This window comes from Sulfurovum aggregans (assembly GCF_055385215.1).
On record NZ_AP042387.1, the window covers coordinates 171,340 to 192,465 of the forward strand.

Sequence of the window (21,126 nt, forward strand, 5' to 3'; positions counted from 1 at the left end):
ACCTACTAAATCTAATTTTTTTAACATAGTTTCAATAAAGTTTTATGTATAATTCAACCAAATCAACTAAAGGTTTATTGCGTGGACAAAAGAGTTGCAGTAGCATTTACAGGCCCTTCAGGCAGCGGGAAGACCACACTTGTGGAAAAAGTAGCAAAAGTACTTATCAAAGAACAAAAAGTTGCTATCATCAAAAATGATCCTAAAGACAAAGCCGTGTTCGATGTTGAAGGAAAAGACAGCTACAAGTTTTCTCAGACAGGTGCAGAAGTGGTAGTCACTTCTCCCACACGTACGACATACTTCTCTCAGCGAGAAAAAACGCTGGATGACATCATAGCAATGATCAATGACTTTGATATCTTGCTTGTGGAGGGGCTCAAGACACTTCCTTTACCACGTATAGCCATCTTCAGAAATGAGATAGATGAGAGTTACTTCTCCTGTAGTGAAGCTATCGCTATAGACAAAAGCATAGATGTCACAAAATACACTATCCCCGCCAACATTCAATTGCTTGATCTAAACAATACGACTCAAATTATAGAGTGGATAACAAATAACGCCAAGGAGATATAGATGCAAACCATTTTTGAGACCATTAAACAAGTTGCCATTAAGATAGACCATGCCATTAAAACTGAAGATTTAGGATACAGTAACAGTTCCAACACTTCAGGTGAAGAGCAGCTCAAACTCGATGTTAAAAGTGACTATATCGTAGAAGAGGCTTTTAGGGATATCTCTATTGTTAAAGCTTTAGTAAGTGAAGAGAAGGAAGGGGTTTTAGAACTTCATGATGAAGGAAAATACACTATCTGCTACGATCCATTGGACGGTTCCAGCCTGGCTGATGTCAACCTCTCAGTAGGTTCTATCTTCGGTATCTATGAAGGTGAACTTAAAGGGGAGAACCTTGTAGCTTCTGCCTATGTTGTCTATGGACCACGTATTGAACTGATGATCGCGACTAAAGAAGGAAAACCTTTACACTACAGAGCTCAGGAAGACCTCTTTAACTTCATCGGTGAAGTAACCTTGGATGAAAAAGGTAAACTCAATGCACCAGGCGGAACACAACAGAACTGGTGCGACTACCATAAAACATTTGTAGATGATCTCTTTGCTGAAGGATACCGTCTCAGATACTCTGGCGGTATGGTTCCGGATCTACATCAAATTTTACTCAAAGGGGGTGGGATATTCTCTTACCCTGGAACATCAGACAAACCAAATGGAAAACTGAGACAACTATTTGAAGTCATTCCTTTTGCCTTTATGTATGAACAGGCAGGAGGACAGGCTGTCAACAGCAAGGGGATGAGACTCATGGAACTTGTTCCTGCACATCCACATGACACAAGCCCGTGTTTCTTTGGTTCCAATTATGAAATAGAAGCACTCAAAAAGGCATATGGGGTCAAAGCATAATGTCCGAAGCAGTACTTGACGAATGGCAAATAGCTCTCAAGCAAAAAAAAGCAGAACTTGAAGCATGTCAAGCACAGCATGGTGTCGATAGTTGCATGAAGTGTGAAAAACTACTCGATTGTACACTTCGGGATACCTATATAAAAGCGGTCTATGACAGCATGAGTAAAGGTGCAGGTGGAGGGTTTGAGTTCTAACCCTCTATCAGCTTTAATTTCTCTGCCCTACTCATCTTTTTTTTAATTTCATACTCCCTTTTGGAAGCAGTACTCCTGTCTGTATGCTCTTCACTGTAGACCAGGGTGACAGGCCTTCGTATACGTGTATATTTTGCCCCTTTATCAGAATCGTTATGCTCTTTTACACGACGTTCAAGTTCTGTAGCAATACCGGTATAAAGGGTTCCATCAGCACATTTGAGTATATAGACGAAATACAACTGAACTCCTTTATATCAAGAACAAGCTAGTGCTCTTCTTCCAGACAGTATGGTTTAAAGTAAACACGTAAAGCATCATTGGAGATCATTATCCTCTCTGTGACTCTGTCTATCTTTGCAAGTCCTTTTCTTGCTGTCATCGTAGCAAAAGTATAGGTATAAAGCAATATCACAGTCTGCGAATAAGAGAGGTTCCTACAACTTTCTACTTCCAGATAATAGGCGTATTTGAAATCATGGATCCTGTAATATTTTTTATTCTGTATGGTATATATCTTCTTCTTTTCAAATCTTTTTTTCTGATTTTCAGCATTTTTCTGACGAAGAAGTCTTTTTTCATTGAGCTGATCCCAGATATTCTTTTTTTCAAGAGGTGTAAACAGATCAGTTGTCTTTCTACTCTTTTCTTCCCTACTTTCAGAAAAAAAATAAATATTTGATGTTGGTATCATAAGACCTCTTCTTCAGATATTTTGACTACTTTATATACACCTTTATATATACTTGATACTATTTAGAGAATTCTATTATAGCACACTTCATTCTGTATATTCCACCTTCCGAATATCATCATAAGTAAAAAACATTGGAAATAACCCTCCTGACAGTATCTTTTGGCTAAAATAATCTTTATAAATTTACTCTACAGTAAACCAAAAACTCATTTGTTTAAGGAACTACAAATATGTCATCTTGTCACAAAAAAGCCTATATCACAACCCCTATCTACTATGTGAACGACATCGCTCACATCGGTCATGCATATACAACCATCATTGCAGATACTGTTGCCCGTTACTCCCGTATGTGTGGGTTGGATACATTCTTTCTCACCGGAACCGACGAACACGGTCAGAAAATAGAAGAATCAGCAAAAGCCAGAGGAAAAAGCTCTCAGGAGTATGCAGATGAGATCTCCGCTACATTCAAAAATCTTTGGGATGACTTTGGCATCTCTTATGACAAATTCATAAGAACAACAGATGCAGACCATATGAAAGGGGTTCAAAAAGCCTTTTCCGTGATGCATAACAATGGGGATATCTATAAAGATGTCTATAAAGGGCACTACTGTATCTCATGTGAGACTTTTTTCCCTGCATCACAACTGGTAGATGATGAGTTTTGCCCGGAATGTGGTAAGAGTACCACTATTGTAGAAGAGGAGAGCTACTTCTTCAAGCTCTCAGCATACCAGGACAAACTTCTTGCATGGTATAACGAGAATCCGGACTGCATTTTACCAAAAAGTAAAAGAAATGAAGTAATCCGTTTTGTTGAAAGCGGACTTGATGATCTTTCCATCACCCGTACGAGTTTCGACTGGGGTGTCAAACTTCCGGAAGATCTCAATGACCCGAAACATGTAATGTATGTATGGCTTGATGCCCTTATGAACTATGTCACTGCACTTGGTTACGGTACAGATGAAGCCAATATGGACTTTTGGCCTGCACGTATACACCTCATAGGTAAAGATATCCTGCGTTTCCACGCTGTCTATTGGCCTGCATTCCTTATGAGCATTGGCTTACCGATGCCTAAACACATCGCAGCACACGGCTGGTGGACACGTGACGGCGAAAAGATGAGTAAATCCAAAGGGAATGTAGTCAACCCGAGAGAAGTAGCAGATGCCTATGGACTGGATAACTTCCGTTATTTCATGCTTAGAGAAGTACCATTCGGCGGTGACGGTGACTTTAGCCAAAAAGCACTCATTGACCGTATCAACTCAGATCTAGGGAATGACCTCGGAAACCTGCTTAACCGTCTCATAGGAATGAGCGGTAAGTACTTTGAAGGTAAAGTGGATTCTGCGAATGTAGCAAAATACTATCAGGCAGAACTAGATGAAGTACATGCTTCACTTGACAAGCTTGAACCTCTTCTTTTTGATATGCAGATACACAGATACCTCGAAGAACTTTGGAGACCGCTCTCTGTAGCCAACAGATCTATTGACAAGTATCAGCCCTGGACACTCATGAAAGAAAGTAAAGAGGAAGAAGCAATGGCACTTAACGGGCTTATTGCTGCGATACTTGGAAAAGTAGCAGTGATGCTCTACCCTGTCATGCCTGACATCTGTACAAAGATCTCAGATGCACTCAGCTTTACCATAGACAATACAAGCTGGAACAACATCATCAAAGAGAAAAATCTTCTTGAAACATTTACCATAGAGAAGATCCCTCCTCTCTTCCCTCGTGTAGAAGAACCTTTACTTGAACAAGCAGAGCCTGTTGATAAAAAAGAAGAACCAAAAAAGGCAGAGAAAAAGCAGGAAGCCAAAAAAGAAGCAGCTCATAAAGAAGAAGGCATAGCCCTCATCGGCATAGACCAATTCTTCCAAACTTCTCTTAAAGTAGGTACCGTAGTGAAAGCAGAAGAAGTACCTAAAAGTAAAAAACTTCTTTTACTGCAAGTGGATGTAGGTGAAGAGGTACCAAGACAAGTAGTTGCCGGTATCAAAGAGTGGTACAGTGCAGATGACATGCTTAACACCCAAGTATGTGTCGTAGCAAACCTCAAGCCTGCTAAACTCATGGGCTACAAAAGTGAAGGTATGTTACTTGCTGCAAAAGATGCTGACGGTCTTTGTATGATCCGTCCGGAAAAACCAAAAACAGCCGGAACACCGATAGGTTAAATATGAAAATAGAAGACATCCTGAACCTCACTGAGGGAACACTCACCAATACACCTAAAGTACAAGCCATCGAAGCAGCTACTGTCTATCCTTCAAAGGTGGATCACGGCGATCTTTTCTTCTCTTCAAACCAGGAAGAGATAGACAAAGCCATAGAAAACGGTGCGTATGCCATTGTATATGATGATGAAAGCATTGTCAGAAAAGATGATGAGATCGCATGGATCAAAGTCTCTGACATTCAACTCGCAGCCTTTAAACTCATACGTTATGTTATTATCAAAAAAGAGGCAAAATTCTTTTTGTTGTCCAATCATGAGATGACCTTTCTGAAAATGATACTTACGCATAAAAGCAACATCTCTTTCATTGCGGATGATTGGCGTAAAGCCTTTGAGCAGATACTCAATTCTGACGACTCACTCTTTGTCGGAGCAGACAAGGAACTGATGAGACTCATTAAACCCGATATCAAAAAACTTAGAACTGATGTAGATGGCTATCCGGTATCCGATACACTTTTCAAAACCACATTTAAAGTAGGCGGTTTTGTCTATCAGGAGAAAGAGCTGATCCCTTTTCACCTGGAATATCTTCTGCGTGTTATAGACTTCTGTGAAAATGAAGAACTGCCTTATTCTGTTGAACGGATCAAATATACAAAACATTTCATCCCTGTTTTTATTGATTGGCAGCTTAAGAGTACACATGCCGGCAAAAGTGACAAAGTTGCTATTTTTACGGACAATATCAGTGATATCGTCAAAGCAAGAGAATATATCAAACGCAGTAACACCTGGGTAAAAGGTATTGTTCTGACCCCGCCTAAAACAAAAGTACCTGGTATCGACCGTCCCCACTGGTTTGAGAGTGAAGAGGAGATACGTGAAATACTCAAGAATACCCTCTTTAACTATGCATTCATCTATAATGCAGATAAAAGTATCCTCAATACGATAAAAGAAGAGTATAGCCTCTTTAATTAAACCATTCTCCCAGGCTTTGTCCTGGAAAGAAACAGCATCTTATTCTTTATATTCAATACCTGTAATAAAAATTAAAGTATATCCCGTATCACCATTGCATAATGCAATACAAAAAGATTTAAAAAGAAGATCAGCATTGAAGAGGCACGGGATATAAGGTTCTGCATAGTTGTACGCTCTTTGTTATTTGTTTTAAGGGCTATAATGAAGTGGATCACTGTTACGATAAGAAGTACCAGTACGATCCACAGTTTTGTACGCAAGGCATCTATTACTTCTGAATGGTAATCTGTGAAAAGCAATTCTATTAATCCGTAATCTGTGATCATGTAGGAACCTGTAGCAAGCAGAAACATTAATGCCACAACTTCGAAGTAACCGAAAATAGGACCTATATGGGGATAAACCGCTTTTTGTGCCTTCTTGTCCCGCATACTTATACCAAGTGCGAACATAAAAATAGACCCGCCTATCCATGAGATAGCCGCAAGAAGATGCAGGTGTATTGCCCAGCCCATCTCCATTTAACTATCCAACTTCAGAACAGCCATAAATGCCTCTTGAGGTACTTCCACTTTACCGATGGACTTCATACGCTTTTTCCCTGCTTTTTGTTTCTCTAAAAGCTTTCTTTTACGTGTAATGTCACCACCGTAACATTTGGCAGTCACATTTTTTCCCATCGACTTCACGTTGGAACGTGCAATGACGTTATTTCCGATACTCGCCTGGATAGCCACTTCAAAAAGTTGTCTTGGAATAAGCTCTTTAAGCTGTGCAACAAAGGCAAGACCTCTTGTACGCGCCTTCTCTTCCGGAACGATGATAGAGAGTGAATCGACCACTTCTCCGGCAACACGGATGTCAAGTTTAACCAGTTTTCCAGGTCTGAAGCCTATGGGTTCATAATCAAAACTCGCATAGCCTTTGGTAATAGACTTCAACTTGTCGTAAAAATCCATTACGATCTCATTCATAGGAATATCATACTCCATGAGTACACGCGTTTCGTTCAAGTAATCCATCTTTATCTGGATACCACGACGGTCGTTAAGCAACTTAATGAGGTTACCTACAAACTCCTGTGGTGTCAGGATAGTCGCTTTTACATACGGCTCATAAATGGTGTCTATCTTCTGTGGTTCCGGGAGTTCACTTGGATTTTGTATCTCCAGCTCTTCACCGTTCGTCTGTTTGACTTTATAGACAACGGTAGGAGCAGTAGCGATGAGTTCCAAGTTGAACTCACGCTCCAAACGCTCCTTCACCACTTCCATGTGCAACATACCAAGGAAACCTGTTCTAAACCCGGAACCCAGTGCCATAGAACTCTCCGGCTCAAAACTCAAAGAGGAGTCATTGAGCTTGAGTTTGTTCAGTGCATCACGCAAGTCTTCAAACTTATCTGTCTCTATAGGGTAAATACCTGCAAATACGAACGGTTTGGCAGGTTCAAATCCGCCTATCATATTAGCTGTAGGATTTTTTGAATCTGTAATGGTATCCCCTACCTGAAGTGAGTCTACAGTCTTTAACCCCATCACTACGATGCCTATTTCCCCTGTTCTTATCTCTTCTGTCTTAATCGGAGCGATAGGATTCGGGTACATAAGGTTAAGGACTTGATGATCATCTTTCGTTCCCATTACTTTAAGCATCTGGCCCTTTTTTATGCTGCCGTCAAAGACACGTACCAGTGCAAGTGCCCCTAAGTAGTTGTCGAACCAACTGTCATAAATGAGTGCTTTGAGTGGTGCATCTGCATCTCCGGTCGGTGCTGGAATACGTTCAACTATAGTATCTATAAGTTCTTTCACACCTTCACCCGTTTTGGCAGAAACAAGGTTATGCTCTGTTGCATCGATACCGATAGCCTCTTCAAGTTCTGTCAGTACTCTGTCCGGATCAGCAGCAGGAAGGTCGATCTTGTTTACTACAGGGAGTAATTCCAAATCGTTTTCTATAGCAATGTATACGTTTGCGATCGTTTGAGCTTCAACCCCTTGCGCTGCATCTACGATAAGCAGTGCACCGTCCGAAGAAGCCAGAGAACGGCTCACTTCATACGAAAAGTCCACATGGCCCGGAGTGTCTATAAGGTTAAGGATGTAGTGTTCCCCGTCTTTGACATAATCCAAACGTACTGACTGTGCTTTAATGGTAATACCACGCTCCTTTTCAATATCCATTGTATCCATCACCTGTGCTGACATCTGTCTGTCCGTCACTGCCCCGCATTCCTGTATGATACGGTCTGCAAGGGTGGATTTTCCATGGTCGATATGTGCGATAATGGAAAAATTACGAATATTTTTTTGTGGTACTGCTTTAGCCAATGTTATTCCTTGTTCTGATATGGATATCTCTATCCAACATTAAAAAAATCATATCTTAAATAAAAAGAAATTTTTTGAAGATCTCTATTTTTTTATATTAGTTTGTCTCAAAAAGTGAGTTCACACTCTCATTGTTATGTACACGTCTAATGACTTCACCAAGCATAGAAGCGGTTGAAAGCATCTTTATCTTGCTGGACTGTTTGGTCATAGGGATCGTATTTGCCACAACAAGCTCATCAAGTTCACCCTCTTCGATGCGCTCATATGCCGGACCGGAGAGTACAGGGTGTGTACAGCATGCCATTACCGAGTTTGCCCCAAGCTTTTTAAGTGCTGCTGCACCTTTTACCATCGTACCTGCTGTATCTACCATATCATCAATGAGAATAATATCTTTCCCTGCTACATCACCGATAACATTCATCACTTCAGATTCATTTGCTCTTTCACGACGCTTGTCGACGATAACCATATCAAGACCCAATTTACTTGCAAAGTATCTAGCTCTTGCAACACCACCGATATCTGGAGAAGCGATCACTGGATTTTTGAAGTTTTTCGCTCTAATATAATCCATAAATAAGATAGCACCGTAAAGGTTATCTACAGGGATATCAAAGAAACCTTGTATCTGAGAAGCATGAAGGTCCACAGTTACCATACGTGTGATACCTGCTGTCTCCATAAGGTTTGCTACAAGTTTTGCTGTGATAGGCACTCTGGGAGCCGCTTTTCTGTCTTGTCTTGCATATCCGTAGTATGGCACTACTGCAGTAATAGAGTTTGCAGATGAACGTTTAAGTGCATCCGTCATGATGAGTAGTTCCATCAAGTTTGCATTGGCAGGCGCAGAGGTAGGCTGGATAATAAATACATCTTTACCACGTACGCTCTCAGCGATCTGCACAGAGATCTCACCATCTGAAAAACGATTTATATTGGCCTTTGAAAGTGGCATTTCGAGGTAAGTTGCTATCTCTTCAGCAAGTTCAGGGTTTGATGTTCCGGAAAAAATCATATATCCGCTCATGGGAGGTGTACCTTTCTATATTTTATTACGCGTATTTTACTCAAATATTGATTAAGGGGACCTCAAAGGGGATTTAAAGCTCATGGATACTACACTTATGCAATCAGAACCCTCTGAATACCCTTAGGTCTTTAAAGAGTTCTATAATTCTAAACGTACGGATTTAAATGATACGAAAAGTCTTCAAAAAAAAGCCATCGGGCAAAAGTAAAATAGATACTTTTTTAAAAAAATATAATTTGCCTAGAAGCTACTTATCAGTCAATAGACGCATGATATCAAGAGGTGTATGGATAGGGCTTTTTTGGGGCTTCATCCCCATGCCTATGCAAATGCTGGCTGTGATGGCAACAACCCCGTTTGTACGATTTAATGTCCCCGTTGCGATCTCTATGGTCTGGTTAAGCAATCCTTTTACCATGCCGCCTATGTACTATATGGAGTACCTTACAGGAAACTTCATCTTAGGTCGTGAAGGTATTGATAATATAGAACTGACCATTGAGTGGTTTACCCAGCATATGGAAGATATTTTTATTCCTCTTTATGTTGGAACAGCTTTCTACTCTATCGTAGTCTCAAGCATCATCTATTTTATAATCAATCGGCTATGGATCAACTCTGTGAAGAGGGAAAAACATCATCAGGAGAAAGAAAGACGGGAAAGAAAAGCGAAAAAAGAAGAGAAAGAAAATAAATAATCCCTCTCTACTTTGTTTTTTAGCAATTCTTTTTGTATTATTGCTCCATCATTTCATTCGCAGATATAATATCTATAAGAAAACCGCCTTTTTTAATATACCCAACGTTTTCCAATACGCTCTTTTTGTTCCTGACATCAATAAAAAATATCGCCGGTGTTACTTTCGCTTTAAATTCAGCAGGCAATTGTTTGTCATCTCTATCAAGCACAACTGTGATCATATCTGCCAGGTTTTCCTGTATATTTTTGTCTTTCAAGGTATCAAATACCATTTTTTCACACCACTCACATCCATCTTTTACCACTAACAGAAGTACCAGTTTTTTCTTCTTGGCCTTAGCTATTTCATACGCTTTATTCAAATCTGTCTGAGCATCAAGTACCCATGCTGCATCCTGAGCGGTTATTGCCATTAGATGACAAACCATCATTGCCAGTATGATCAATGTTTTCATAGTATTCCTTTCAAAGGGTTTTACCAGACTCCTCTTTTGGAAATTTTATAAGTATATTATATCATATTTTATTTTAGCAGATTATATAACTTTCTTTGTAGGATCTAATGAAAACAGTATTGAATAATCATAGGGAAGAACACAGCTTTTTTAGCCAAAAATATAGTAAGATATCAACCATAAAAATACTAAGGTGTTATATTTGAAATTGAACAATAAAGAATTTATTCTATTTGATCTTGACGGTACGCTCATCGACAGTGTACCTGATCTGACACATTCAGTTAACTATATGCTTCAACAATTGGATCGTACCACGTTCAGTGAAGATACGATCAGGTTTTGGGTAGGAAATGGTGCGCAGACACTAGTCAAACGAGCGTTGTCCGGGAAACGAGAGATCGATGAAGATCTTGATCCGGCTCTGTTTGAAAATGCACTTGCTATCTTCCTGGACTTCTATGCTCAAAATCTTTGCCGATCAACAGTACCCTATCCTCGTGTCCCGGAAACACTGCATACTTTAAAAGAGAGAGGATACGGTTTAGCGATCATCACTAACAAACCCTTTGATTTCGTTGAACCTATCTTAAAGGGTTTAAAACTTCATGGGCTCTTTGAACTCTGTTTAGGTGGTGATAGTCTGGAGAGGAAAAAACCTGATCCTCTACCACTGCTTCATGTATGTCAAACACTTAATGTAAGCGTGGATCAGTGTCTCATGGTAGGTGATTCCAAAAACGATATCTTAGCTGCCAATGCGGCAGCTATGCAAAGCATCGGTGTGACCTACGGCTATAACTATGGCGAGGATATCTGTCATTACGATCCTGATGTCGTGATCGATGATTTTGCCGATATTCTCACAACACTTGATATCAAAGTGCAATGATGGAACCCATGGTAACAGAGAAGCGTAATGAAGCATTGAAAAAAGCCAAAACAGCCAAAACAGCCGTTGTAGGCGGAGGTATCGCCGGTGCTTCGGCGGCACTCTATCTGGGTGAGGTCGGTCTGGATGTTACGTTGTTCGAAAAGGGAACGAGTCTGGTCAATGGGCCACCCATGTGCCATCTTCATGCAGGAGGTAATCTCTACCGTGAGATCTCCGATGAGCAGTGCATTACCCTGCTCAAACAATCTATCGATCTTTTACGTTTCTACCCTTTCGCAGTTGACTACAGACCAACAGTAATAGCTGTACCGACAGAGGACAGCGGAGAACCAAAAGATCTGTTGCCGCGTTTACGTACACTACAGTCTGAGTATGCCTCTTTGATAAAGTCCGATCCACACAATAAGGTACTGGGTGAGAGTAACGACTATTTCAAGCTGTACGACCGCAGGCAAGTAGAAGCACTGCAAAAACAGCCATACGTTGAGCGCCCTGCCCAGCTTGATGACTGGATGATCCCTGTGGTCAAACATATCGATCTGGATAAGGTCAAGTTTCCTCTTATTATGGTGCAAGAGTATGGTTTGAACATCTTTCGTATGGCTTCCGGTATTTCTCTTGCTTTGGAAAAAATTGCCAATTGCGAGGTATTACTTAACTGTACCGTTACAGATATCACTGCCAAAACAGATGAATCCGGCTGGGTCGTGACCTATCAGAAAAAAGCTCAAAAAGTGCAGCAGGCCGAGTTTGATTATCTGGTGAATGCTGCAGGATTTAGAAGCGGGATGTTAGATGATGCTCTAGGTTTTAAACAAGAGCGGATGGTGGAGTTCAAAGCTGCCTATGTGACAAAATGGGAGAAGTCTAATGCCATGTGGCCGGAAGTGATCTTCCACGGTGAACGAGGCACACCAAGAGGCATGGCACAGTTCACACCCTACCCTGGAGGTTATTTCCAACTTCACGGTATGACAAAGTCGATCACCCTTTTTGAAGAGGGTCTGTCCGCAAGCTCAAAACAGAGTGCACAACCACAACTGCCCAAAAAGTTTGTAGAGAAGCTGGAAAGATCATGGGATCCCTCCCTTATTAACCAACGTACCCTGTCTGCCATCGACCATGTCGCCCAGTTCGTCCCTGCTTTTAAAAACGCACAAGTCGCCTCAAAACCTCTCTACGGTGCCCAACAGATCCCTGGCATTGACCCTACTTTACGTGCAGCAGATGTCTCCTTTGTAGGTGATTACTATGCCAGATCTGAAGTGGTTAAAGCTTCTTCCGTTCTTGATGCTATTGATGAGATCGTCAAGAAGTTGACAGGGTTAGGTTATTTGGATCCATCAGTGCATGGGAAAAGAGTTTTTGAAGTACTGACAAATCTTAAAGAGAGTGAAATTCAGCAACTTGCAGAGACTTTATGTGAGGAGCGCGGGTATCCTGTATCAATGGCGAGTAGGATGATCGCTGCTCCGATACATCAATAAAATTTATTCTTGTATGTTGTATGGATATATCCATTCCCATACAAAGAGACTGTGAAAGAACTAGGTACCTCGGAAGTGGAGACTTCAGTCCCATCCAAATATTTGCATATTTTTAGGTTATTTTGACAGAAAAAGCAATATTTTCCATTAAATACAAACTTTTTTAGGCAAAAAAGCTTTTTGTGGGACTGAAGTCTCCACTTCTATGGGTTCTTTCACTGTCTCAAAGCATGGAAACAAGGTTGGTGATCTCTAGCAGATCACCCCGCCTCCAAGCAACCTGTCTCCATCATAAAACGCAGCGATCTGCCCATGAGCCAATCCGAAGACCGCTTCATCCAGGGTGACTTTGGCTCTGTCACTTTCTATGACAACGTGGCAAGGTACGGCATGGGTTCTGTAGCGTACTTTTACATTGCATCTGAAGTCACTTAAATCATCAAAGAGATTGATCTCTTTTACCTCAAATTCATTCTCTTCCAGTTTCTCCCGTGTCCCTACTACAATCTGGTTCTTCTCAGGTTTGATAGCAATAACAAAATGCGGATCATGAGCACCGTTGACAAAAAATCCTCTACGCTTACCGATAGTGTAGTGCATGTAGCCTTTATGTGTACCTACGACATTACCTTCCGTATCTACTGTTTCACCCGGTATATCTATGTTCATATGTTCGGCAAGTACTTCATCATACGTGTTTTCCACAAAGCAGATCTCAGAACTCTCTTTTTGTGTAGCAAAATCTTTGAGTACTTCTATGTTCGCGGCATAGGCTTTAACATCATCTTTTATCCATCCGCCCAACGGGAAAAGCAGTCTTGGTAAAACCTCTTTTCTTACTTCACAAAGAAAATAACTCTGATCTTTACTGGGGTCTTCAGCAGCATAGATATACTCACCGTCACAATTAAGATAATGTCCTGTAGCTACCTTTTCTATGCCTAAACTGTCAGCAAACTCTATCATCTTTCCAAACTTGATGGTACGGTTGCAGATCACACAGGGATTCGGTGTAAGTCCATCTTTATAACTCTGTACAAAGTAGCTATAGACTTCTTTGTCAAATTCTTTGCTCAAATCATGAAAATGGACTTTAATACCCAGGTACTCTCCCACTCTTTGAACTTTGGCAAAGTTCTCTTCATGATAGCCTTTTTTCTGATGCAGCTTCATATACACACCCTCGACCTCATAGCCCTCTTTTTGAAGCAAGATCGCTGTTACTGTGGAATCTACTCCGCCACTCATTCCTACCAATACTTTTTTCTTCATTTATATTACCTTGTCTATCTGTACAGCTATTTCATCATTTACATTGACCAAAGAGCCTTTTGCTATATTTTTTCCGTCTGTCTGTACCGAGATCCCATGCAGAGCCAACTGTGTTATTTCTATCTCTCGGCCTACTTCCAATTGTCTGGTCCGCAATCTTCCCAATGAAAATCCTACAGCTTGATATTTTTTACTCTTATATGATTCTTCCGTATATTTGCTGTAATTTATGATCTTCACCTTACACCGTTCACCGCTCTGTGTCAATACAACATTCGCAGCGATATTCTCCTCTGATAAAAGTATCATTTCCAAACGATGCAGTCCCAGAGGAAGCAGATCTCCCGGAACCAGTTTTTTCAATACATTTTTCTTTACTCTTACAGAGCAAAGTATTAATTCATACTCCGGATAGAGATGATGCTTCCGCATCATCTTTTCCAAGTGGATGGCTTGTGTTTCAGCCTTCATCCATATCTCCGATAAAACGTTCCAGAAGGTACTCTTTACTGGCGAGCAGCAGATCATCCGGTACCTCCTGCCCTACAGAGAAATAACTCATGGGAAGCTTGTAAAGCAGCATAAAGTTCAACAGTGTTCCCAGGTGCTTTGTCTCGTCAAATTTGCTTATGATCACAGAATCAAGATTTAAGAAAGAAAAATTCTTATAGATATCTTCCATATCTTCATACTTTACCGTTGCAGAGAGCACAAGATCAACCTCAAGACGTACCGGGGTATCAGAATTGACGAACTCTACTGTTTTAATGAACTTCTGAGTGTCATAAGGGGACATACCGGCAGTATCTACAAGTATCACATCATACTCTACCAACTCTAGCAGCTTTTCCTTGAACTCCTCTGCAGAGGAGACAGAGATATGCTCTATCTGCATGATATCGGCATAGTGTTCAAGCTGTTCAATGGCACCTACTTTGTAACTGTCCAGATTCAGCAGTGCCACTTTATAGGGTCTATTCAGCAAATACGCATAACGTGCGGCAAGTTTGGCGATCGTTGTTGTCTTTCCTACTCCTGTAGGTCCTACAAGCATCATTACTTTCGGCATAGAGAGGTCTTCTTCTTTCACTTGCAGTAATTCATCTATCTCTTCAAGCAGATAAGAGACCAGAAGTGATGCATCTTCCAGCACCGAAGAACCGATAAGTGTGGTGATCACTTCATCAAGCCAACGTTCTGCTATACCTTTTTTCATAAAAAGTGCTTTCACTTCTTCTATGGTACTGCTGAATTCACCCTGGGCAAGCAATCCGTCCTTCATCTGTGACAACTGCTCTTTAAGTTCACCTATCTCTTCCAGGAATATTTCTTCTTCACTGCTCTTATCTTCTTCGACAGATAAGATATCCCCAAATGATTTTTCCATAAAAAGTGCTTTGGGAACAGAGATCACTACTTCTGAGCGCAGTTTGCCATCATCATATTTCAGCTGTTTTGCAGAGACAAGCGTTACGTTGCCGCCATACTTCTCAACTGCCTGTTCATAAGCACTTTTAGGATCTGAAGCTACAAATGTTTCATTAATCATATATGACCTTTCATATGTGAAAGCGGGATAAGAACTGAACTCCGTTTCATCCATCCCGGATGAGGCAACGTAAGGTCTTTTGTTTCCATTTTCACATTTTCGTAAAATATTATATCTATATCCAATGTTCTCGGGCCATCTTTAAAAAGACGTTTACGCCCGAAAACCTTCTCTACATGCAACACATACCGCAACAGTTCCCGGGAGGTCAAATGTGTTTCTATCAACATTAGAGAATTATAGAAATCATTTTGTTCCATATATCCAAAAGGAGGATTTTTCAGTATGGGTGCTGTTTCTACGACATGTATAAACGGTAAACGTCTAAAATAGCGGAAAAGATGCTCAAAACGGCGGACTACATCACCGACATTTCCGCCTATGCCAAGGAGTGCTTTGCTACCGCCTTTGCTTTTGGTATTATAGGGAAAATGTAGCGTAGAAATCAATGTGTGGTTTTTGTTGAGTTGTTTTCTTTTTACCATCATTTTCCCTTTTAAACATTCATTGTCCGGATCAGGTGAACCTGACCTACTTAAGAAAAATTATAGCTTTTCGTCGAAAAGCTTACTATAATTCTTCACTCTTCCCTCTTCATTCTTCACTTGTTATGACATTGTCATAACACCATCGCTTTTCCATCTATCATGGCAACCATGTCTTCGATACGTATGCCAAACTCATCCGGTATGTAAATACCCGGCTCAATGGTGTACACCATCCCATCTTCGATGATCGTATCTGATCTGCTCGAAATGTATGGCATTTCATGGATATCCAGCCCTACACCGTGTCCTGTAGAGTGCACATAATACTCTCCAAACCCTGCTTTGGTAATGATATCACGTGTAAGTGCATCTATCTTTTTCGCTTTCATACCCGAACGGGCTTTGGCAATGGCATTGTCATGCGCTTTCAGTACGGTATCATAGGCTTTTTGTATCTTTTTACGTTTAAACGTCTGCTTGGTCGTAAATGTAAAATCTTTTCCGGCCTCTACCGTACGTGTACGGTCCGAACAGTAACGTTTGTATTTCAATCCTGCATCTACAAGTAAAAGATCACCCTTTTTCAGTTTCTTTTTCGTAGGCATAGCATGGGGTTTTGCTGCATTTGCATTCACCGCAACAATAGGGTCAAAACTAAGCTCATACTTTCCAAAACCGCCAAGAACAGATTTTGCAGTATATGTCAAGGTATACTCATTCTCTCCAAAACCGTTTTTGTTAAATTCTTTAGCCAATGCATTAAAAGCTTTTGCACCCAATTTAACTGCCTTGGCTAATATCTTCAACTCTTCATCACTTTTGATGATACGCTTTTTATGGGAAAAATCCAACTCCGGTTTAAAAGTCATTTTACATTGTGAAGTTATTTTCTCAAATCCTGCTACCGACCACTCTTTAGGATCAAAAACAACTTTTTTGACTTTGGCTTTTTTGAGCAACTTTACAGCACATCCGTAAAGGTCACCGTCTATCACTACCTTTGCACCTTTGACACTCTTCTGTGCCTCAATGGTATAACGGCTGTCAGTAATGAAAAAAGCTTCAGAGCCTAAAGAGAGATAAAGTGCATTATCACAACTATATCCACATTCATAATAGATAGCATTTTCATCTTTGAGCATGTAGTTCATAGATAACCTTTTTATAGTTTGATAAAAAATGGGTATATAGTCCTCCTCTCGGAGGAGAGAAGAAGTATAAAGTTATTTTTGTTTTGCTTGAGCTTGTTGTTGTGCCTGCTTCATCGCTGCAACTTCAGAAAGTATCTGTGTCATACCAACCATTGCCAAGTGGTAACCAAATGGTCCCATACCTACGATCTGTCCTGCACATACAGGTGCGGTAAGTGACTTATGTCTGAACTCTTCTCTTTGGTGAATGTTTGAAAGATGTACTTCAAGTGTTGGAAGTTGAACTGCAGCGATAGCATCACGGATCGCAATAGAAGTATGCGTATATGCTGCCGGGTTGATGATGATACCATCCGCATCACCGATACACTCCTGGATACGATCAACGATCTCACCCTCTAAGTTACTTTGAAAAAATTCGATCTCAAGTTTGTTTTTATCTGCAAATGCTTTCATTTGGGCATGGATATCCTCCAATTTCATTGGACCATAGACATTTTGTTCTCTGATTCCCAGCATATTTAGGTTTGGACCTTGAATAACTACTATTTTCATTTTCTACCTTGTTTATATTATTTTGAATATTATTCTATCGAAATAGGTTTAATATCGCCCTATAGATTATTAACCCAAATCAATTACATATCTAAAAAGGACTGACTATCCTGCCCTTATTCATCTCTGTCACCACATGAGTATAAACCATTGTCGTCTCTACACTTTATGTCTAAGCAATTCTTGAATGCTTCTCAGATCAATGTCCCTTTGTAAAAGGTATGTAGAGCATAAGAGTGCCTAAATATATGCGATTTCAGGTTTAGCCATTTCTACAAGATGTTTTTTGTTGTGGTAGAAAATATAGTGTTTGATCCAGTGGATATAGGTTCTCTCGGTTGATATGCTGCAGTGTTTAAAACGGATCTTTACCCCAAGGGCATTTCCTGCGGGCATCACGCACAATATCAAGTAGTTTCTTCTTGGGTTGCATCATTTACCTCCCAAAATTAAAAGGACAAAATGTCCGTTAATGCCCTATATATCCATTTAACAGACAAAATGTCCTGTTAATGAATTATTTCTGGCAAAAAGGACATAAGACCTTTTTATAATTGTAGAATATTTTTATGAAAATAGGCAAAAATATGTCATATTGCCATATTTTTAATTTTTAGCGGACATTTTTAATGTACTGTTAATATTGGGTTTTAAGGGCGATAGGCATATAATGTTCCTTGAATAAATAGTTGCCTCGGACGCTTCGCTTACCGAGGCAACGGGGGCGCGGGCTGAACACCCGCTGGTCGCCCGGCGCAAAGCGCCAGGCAACAAGCGGGAGGAGCAAACACCCCCTCCTGAAAGCAAGCTTTCTTCCGTGGGTGTTGCTCACCCGCGCCCCCGTTATGTGAAGGACGAACATGAAAAAAATAATTTTAGGACTCATACTAACACTTAATTTGCAAGCAAATTTTAAAGACGGTAATGATTTGGTAAAAAATAAAGCTGAATATGAAAAACCAGATAACGATAAAACGATAAACTGGTTTGGAGTAGCTTCTTATATGAGTTACATTTTTGGTGTTCATGACTCTCTTGAAGGTATTCTCATCTGTACTCCAAGTAAAGTCAATGGAAGACAAATTATAGCTATTGTCGGAAAATATATTGATAATCATCCTGAAAAATGGAATCAACCTGCAAGTTATTTAGTAGTTCCACCATTATTGAATGCATTTCCATGTAAAAAGAAGAAATAATGGCTAATTACACTATTGAACACAGAAAAGCATATGAAAAACCATATTTGAAAGTAAAGTTAAAAGATAATTCAAAGTTAGAAAAAGTTCAAATATTATTATCAAGTTTACAGTCTATTAGAAAAGTCAATATTACTAAAAACAAACGAACTGATATAACGATTTATCCTTCTGGATTTTATTCTCCACAAGAAGCAGAAGAAGAAATTAAAATTCAACTTGATAGTTTTTTTGAATCAAAGCAATTTGATCCACTTTTTGAAAAAGAAAAGTTTTCATCAATCAGTAATAAAGCTTATGAAGAAATAATTTATGAGATTGATGTGTTTGGTAGAAATTTAGAAAAATTTAAAAATCTTTATTCAAAATTTGATGAAGAGGGATTTAGAGATTTTTTCTTACCTCATTTAAATTCTATTTCAAAAAGTTATACAGCAACAGGTGAAACATTTAATAAAATCGGTAAAACTGATATATTGATACAAGATAATGAAGGTACAAATATTTTTATTGCAGAATGCAAAATTTGGCATGGCGAAAAAGAATTATTAAATGCAGTAAATCAACTTTTAGAAAGATATGTTACTTGGAGGGATGAAAGAACAGCATTAATAATCTTTAATAAGAACAATAAAGATTTCTCAAAATTGTTGATGATGGCTAAAAATACTATAAAAAAACATCCTAATTTTGACTCAGTTATTCAAGAAACCAAACAAACATCTTTTTCTTATATATTTAAACATACTGAAGATTTAGAAAAGAAAATTTATTTAGAATTGGTAATATTTAATTGTGTGTGATCACATAACAAACCAGAGAAGCTAATAAATTACCCTGCGGCTAATTTATAGCTTACTTCAGTCGTTGTCTCGGACGCTTCGCTTACCGAGACAACGGGGGCGCGGGCTGAACACCCGCTTGTTGCCCGGCGCAAAGCGCCAGGCAACAAGCGGGAGGAGCAAACACCCCCTCCTGAAAGCAAGCTTTCTTCCGTGGGTGTTGCTCACCCGCGCCCCCGTTATACAGTAGGAAAAAATGGAAAAAATTCATTCTTATATTGATGTATTTGAACGCATCATTAAAATATTAAAAGTTAAAATATCTGATAAATTAATTCTAGCAATTAAAAATAGGTACCAGGTGATAATGATAACCTATGGTTGTATTGTGTATCTATTCATGTTTGTATCTTGTTTATAGTTGTTATTTTCCAGACAAGTATTTTAACGATGAAGGGTAACCATAAAGGTTACCCCTACGGTTTGTACTGAAATTTTGTTTACATATGTAGGGGCAATCCTTTATGGTTGCCCATGAACGGGGGGATGTTTCCTCATCCCAAGCTCCAGCTTGAGGATGCATATGTGACTGATACATCCCAAAAAAAGCGATGATACCAATAGCACTACCCGCAGCTATAAGAGCAGAAATAGAAAAGTATATCGCTCATTTTAGACTTAAATTGGTCTATTTTTTAAATTTTAGAGAATCAACTTGGTTAAAGCCAAAAGGCTTGAAAATATTGGCTTGAGTGAGAAGTGTGAAAGAGAGGTTCTTTCACACTCTCCGGAGAGATGGAACGAGAAAAGTAAGTAGGTATCAAAACCCCCGTAAGGGGCCTTGAGCAATTAGGACATTATCTCTTCGATGGTGATATAGTCACCCACACGACCTGTCATTTGCTCTACATCAGTGTTTACAGGAAGTGTCTTTTTTCCTGGCCTCCAACCTGCAGGACATACTTCACCAGTCTCAGTTGCATGTTTCCATGCTTTTACCTGCCTGAGGAATTCATTAACATTTCTTCCTACCATTGGTGCCTGTACTTCTTGAGCCACACATACCCCTTCAGGGTTAATAAGGAATCTTCCTCTAAGTGCAAGCCCCTCTTCTTCGATCATAACACCAAATACACGTGTCACTATACCAGTTGAGTCAGCACCGATTGTCAATTTAAGGTCTTTCAAAAGTGGTTCTGTTTCTACGAATCTTTTGTGTGAGAATTTTGTATCGGTAGATACTGCCAAAATCTCAACACCAAGTTCCTGGAATTCATCATATTTTGCATTCATTGCTGCAATTTCTGTCGGGCATACGAATGTAAAGTCAGCAGGGTAGAAACATACCACGTACCATTTTCCTTTGTAATCCTCACTGCTTACAGTTGTGTAGTGACCTGTCTTAGCATCATATGCATCCATTTTAAATTCCGGTGCTTTTTGCAATACCATTGATGAACTCATTGTTGTATTTTCCTTTGTTTCAGTTATATTTGTATTTTCTATTTGTTCTGTTACCGTATTTTCCCGTGCAACTACTTTGTCTGAATCACATGCCATAATGGCTCCTTTATATTGTAATAAAATGTAAAACATTTGTTACAAGTAGCATTATAATCAATAAGAACTTATAATAAAATTAATTTGTTGATAAAAATTGTCTTCTTGTAAAAAATCTGTTCCTTTCTTTACTGCAACTTATAAACTTTTTT

The 21,126-nt window shown here is 39.6% G+C and carries 24 protein-coding genes; 10 read left to right on the forward strand and 14 right to left on the reverse strand.

Annotated features, from left to right (window positions below):
* The first annotated feature begins 81 nt into the window (after positions 1-81).
* Genes mobB through ACZ48W_RS00805 form a run of 3 tightly spaced genes read left to right on the forward strand, consistent with a single transcriptional unit; the run spans position 82 to position 1,628 of the window.
* Positions 82-579, forward strand: a complete 498-nt coding sequence (gene mobB / locus ACZ48W_RS00795) for a molybdopterin-guanine dinucleotide biosynthesis protein B (protein WP_464828869.1) — start codon at positions 82-84, stop codon at positions 577-579.
* Positions 580-1,431, forward strand: coding sequence for a class 1 fructose-bisphosphatase (locus ACZ48W_RS00800; protein ID WP_464828870.1), 852 nt, complete (start codon positions 580-582; stop codon positions 1,429-1,431). It abuts the gene before it with no gap.
* Complete coding sequence (locus ACZ48W_RS00805) at positions 1,431-1,628, forward strand: hypothetical protein (protein WP_464828871.1); 198 nt, start codon at positions 1,431-1,433, stop codon at positions 1,626-1,628. Before ACZ48W_RS00800 ends, ACZ48W_RS00805 begins: the two co-directional genes overlap by 1 nt.
* Here ACZ48W_RS00805 and ACZ48W_RS00810 read toward each other — a convergent pair.
* Together ACZ48W_RS00810 and ACZ48W_RS00815 are read right to left on the reverse strand one after the other, a co-directional pair.
* Positions 1,625-1,870, reverse strand: a complete 246-nt coding sequence (locus ACZ48W_RS00810; protein ID WP_464828872.1) for a GIY-YIG nuclease family protein — start codon at positions 1,868-1,870, stop codon at positions 1,625-1,627. The two genes, ACZ48W_RS00805 and ACZ48W_RS00810, sit on opposite strands and share 4 nt — an antisense overlap.
* 26 nt (positions 1,871-1,896) lie before the next feature.
* Positions 1,897-2,322, reverse strand: a complete 426-nt coding sequence (locus ACZ48W_RS00815) for a hypothetical protein (RefSeq protein WP_464828873.1) — start codon at positions 2,320-2,322, stop codon at positions 1,897-1,899.
* A 233-nt stretch (positions 2,323-2,555) separates the two neighbouring features.
* Here ACZ48W_RS00815 and metG point away from each other — a divergent pair, with 233 nt between their 5' ends.
* Both metG and ACZ48W_RS00825 read left to right on the forward strand, forming a co-directional pair.
* Positions 2,556-4,523, forward strand: a complete 1,968-nt coding sequence (gene metG, locus ACZ48W_RS00820) for a methionine--tRNA ligase (RefSeq protein ID WP_464828874.1) — start codon at positions 2,556-2,558, stop codon at positions 4,521-4,523.
* A gap of 2 nt (positions 4,524-4,525) precedes the next feature.
* Positions 4,526-5,509, forward strand: coding sequence for a hypothetical protein (locus ACZ48W_RS00825; protein WP_464828875.1), 984 nt, complete (start codon positions 4,526-4,528; stop codon positions 5,507-5,509).
* A gap of 71 nt (positions 5,510-5,580) precedes the next feature.
* Here ACZ48W_RS00825 and ACZ48W_RS00830 read toward each other — a convergent pair whose 3' ends face one another.
* The 3 genes from ACZ48W_RS00830 to ACZ48W_RS00840 form a co-directional block, all read right to left on the reverse strand.
* Positions 5,581-6,027 carry a hypothetical protein gene (locus ACZ48W_RS00830; protein WP_464828876.1) on the reverse strand — a complete coding sequence of 149 codons (447 nt, stop codon included), beginning with the start codon at positions 6,025-6,027 and terminating at the stop codon, positions 5,581-5,583.
* A gap of 6 nt (positions 6,028-6,033) precedes the next feature.
* Entirely contained in the window at positions 6,034-7,845 is a 1,812-nt protein-coding gene (gene lepA / locus ACZ48W_RS00835) for a translation elongation factor 4 (protein ID WP_464828877.1), read from the reverse strand.
* A gap of 97 nt (positions 7,846-7,942) precedes the next feature.
* On the reverse strand, positions 7,943-8,878 hold the full coding sequence (locus tag ACZ48W_RS00840; RefSeq protein WP_464828878.1) for a ribose-phosphate pyrophosphokinase: 936 nt from the start codon (positions 8,876-8,878) through the stop codon (positions 7,943-7,945).
* A 167-nt stretch (positions 8,879-9,045) separates the two neighbouring features.
* Between ACZ48W_RS00840 and ACZ48W_RS00845 the strand changes: the two genes are divergently transcribed.
* Positions 9,046-9,579, forward strand: a complete 534-nt coding sequence (locus ACZ48W_RS00845; protein WP_464828879.1) for a DUF2062 domain-containing protein — start codon at positions 9,046-9,048, stop codon at positions 9,577-9,579.
* 37 nt (positions 9,580-9,616) lie between these two features.
* On the opposite strand, the gene ACZ48W_RS00850 is transcribed toward ACZ48W_RS00845, so the two are convergent.
* Complete coding sequence (locus ACZ48W_RS00850; protein ID WP_464828880.1) at positions 9,617-10,036, reverse strand: thioredoxin fold domain-containing protein; 420 nt, start codon at positions 10,034-10,036, stop codon at positions 9,617-9,619.
* Between the two features lie 202 nt (positions 10,037-10,238).
* Here ACZ48W_RS00850 and ACZ48W_RS00855 point away from each other — a divergent pair, with 202 nt between their 5' ends.
* The gene (locus ACZ48W_RS00855; RefSeq protein ID WP_464828881.1) at positions 10,239-10,928 is read left to right on the forward strand and encodes a phosphoglycolate phosphatase; all 690 of its coding nucleotides are present in this window, start codon (positions 10,239-10,241) and stop codon (positions 10,926-10,928) included.
* The gene (locus ACZ48W_RS00860) at positions 10,925-12,418 is read left to right on the forward strand and encodes an FAD-dependent oxidoreductase (protein ID WP_464828882.1); all 1,494 of its coding nucleotides are present in this window, start codon (positions 10,925-10,927) and stop codon (positions 12,416-12,418) included. Before ACZ48W_RS00855 ends, ACZ48W_RS00860 begins: the two co-directional genes overlap by 4 nt.
* Positions 12,419-12,670: 252 nt before the next feature.
* On the opposite strand, the gene mnmA is transcribed toward ACZ48W_RS00860, so the two are convergent.
* The 7 genes from mnmA to ACZ48W_RS00895 all read right to left on the reverse strand — a co-directional run bounded on the left by mnmA (position 12,671) and on the right by ACZ48W_RS00895 (position 17,829).
* Entirely contained in the window at positions 12,671-13,690 is a 1,020-nt protein-coding gene (gene mnmA, locus ACZ48W_RS00865) for a tRNA 2-thiouridine(34) synthase MnmA (protein ID WP_464828883.1), read from the reverse strand.
* Positions 13,691-14,161 carry a FliM/FliN family flagellar motor switch protein gene (locus tag ACZ48W_RS00870; RefSeq protein ID WP_464828884.1) on the reverse strand — a complete coding sequence of 157 codons (471 nt, stop codon included), beginning with the start codon at positions 14,159-14,161 and terminating at the stop codon, positions 13,691-13,693. It lies immediately after the preceding gene.
* Positions 14,151-15,239 carry a flagellar biosynthesis protein FlhF gene (locus ACZ48W_RS00875; protein WP_464828885.1) on the reverse strand — a complete coding sequence of 363 codons (1,089 nt, stop codon included), beginning with the start codon at positions 15,237-15,239 and terminating at the stop codon, positions 14,151-14,153. Before ACZ48W_RS00875 ends, ACZ48W_RS00870 begins: the two co-directional genes overlap by 11 nt.
* Positions 15,236-15,724, reverse strand: a complete 489-nt coding sequence (folK, locus tag ACZ48W_RS00880; protein WP_464828886.1) for a 2-amino-4-hydroxy-6-hydroxymethyldihydropteridine diphosphokinase — start codon at positions 15,722-15,724, stop codon at positions 15,236-15,238. The genes ACZ48W_RS00875 and folK overlap by 4 nt, the downstream gene beginning before the upstream one ends.
* 134 nt (positions 15,725-15,858) lie before the next feature.
* Positions 15,859-16,878 carry a M24 family metallopeptidase gene (locus tag ACZ48W_RS00885; protein WP_464828887.1) on the reverse strand — a complete coding sequence of 340 codons (1,020 nt, stop codon included), beginning with the start codon at positions 16,876-16,878 and terminating at the stop codon, positions 15,859-15,861.
* A 72-nt stretch (positions 16,879-16,950) separates the two neighbouring features.
* Positions 16,951-17,433: a type II 3-dehydroquinate dehydratase gene (aroQ, locus tag ACZ48W_RS00890; protein ID WP_464828888.1), complete on the reverse strand. Its 483-nt coding sequence runs from the start codon at positions 17,431-17,433 to the stop codon at positions 16,951-16,953.
* 240 nt (positions 17,434-17,673) lie between these two features.
* Positions 17,674-17,829, reverse strand: coding sequence for a phage integrase N-terminal SAM-like domain-containing protein (locus ACZ48W_RS00895; RefSeq protein ID WP_464828889.1), 156 nt, complete (start codon positions 17,827-17,829; stop codon positions 17,674-17,676).
* 464 nt (positions 17,830-18,293) lie between these two features.
* Here ACZ48W_RS00895 and ACZ48W_RS00900 point away from each other — a divergent pair, with 464 nt between their 5' ends.
* Together ACZ48W_RS00900 and ACZ48W_RS00905 are read left to right on the forward strand one after the other, a co-directional pair.
* On the forward strand, positions 18,294-18,632 hold the full coding sequence (locus ACZ48W_RS00900) for a Rap1a/Tai family immunity protein (RefSeq protein WP_464828890.1): 339 nt from the start codon (positions 18,294-18,296) through the stop codon (positions 18,630-18,632).
* On the forward strand, positions 18,632-19,435 hold the full coding sequence (locus tag ACZ48W_RS00905) for a hypothetical protein (protein WP_464828891.1): 804 nt from the start codon (positions 18,632-18,634) through the stop codon (positions 19,433-19,435). Before ACZ48W_RS00900 ends, ACZ48W_RS00905 begins: the two co-directional genes overlap by 1 nt.
* Before the next feature lie 828 nt (positions 19,436-20,263).
* Here ACZ48W_RS00905 and ACZ48W_RS00910 read toward each other — a convergent pair.
* The gene (locus tag ACZ48W_RS00910) at positions 20,264-20,974 is read right to left on the reverse strand and encodes a peroxiredoxin (protein ID WP_464828892.1); all 711 of its coding nucleotides are present in this window, start codon (positions 20,972-20,974) and stop codon (positions 20,264-20,266) included.
* Positions 20,975-21,126: the final 152 nt, after the last annotated feature.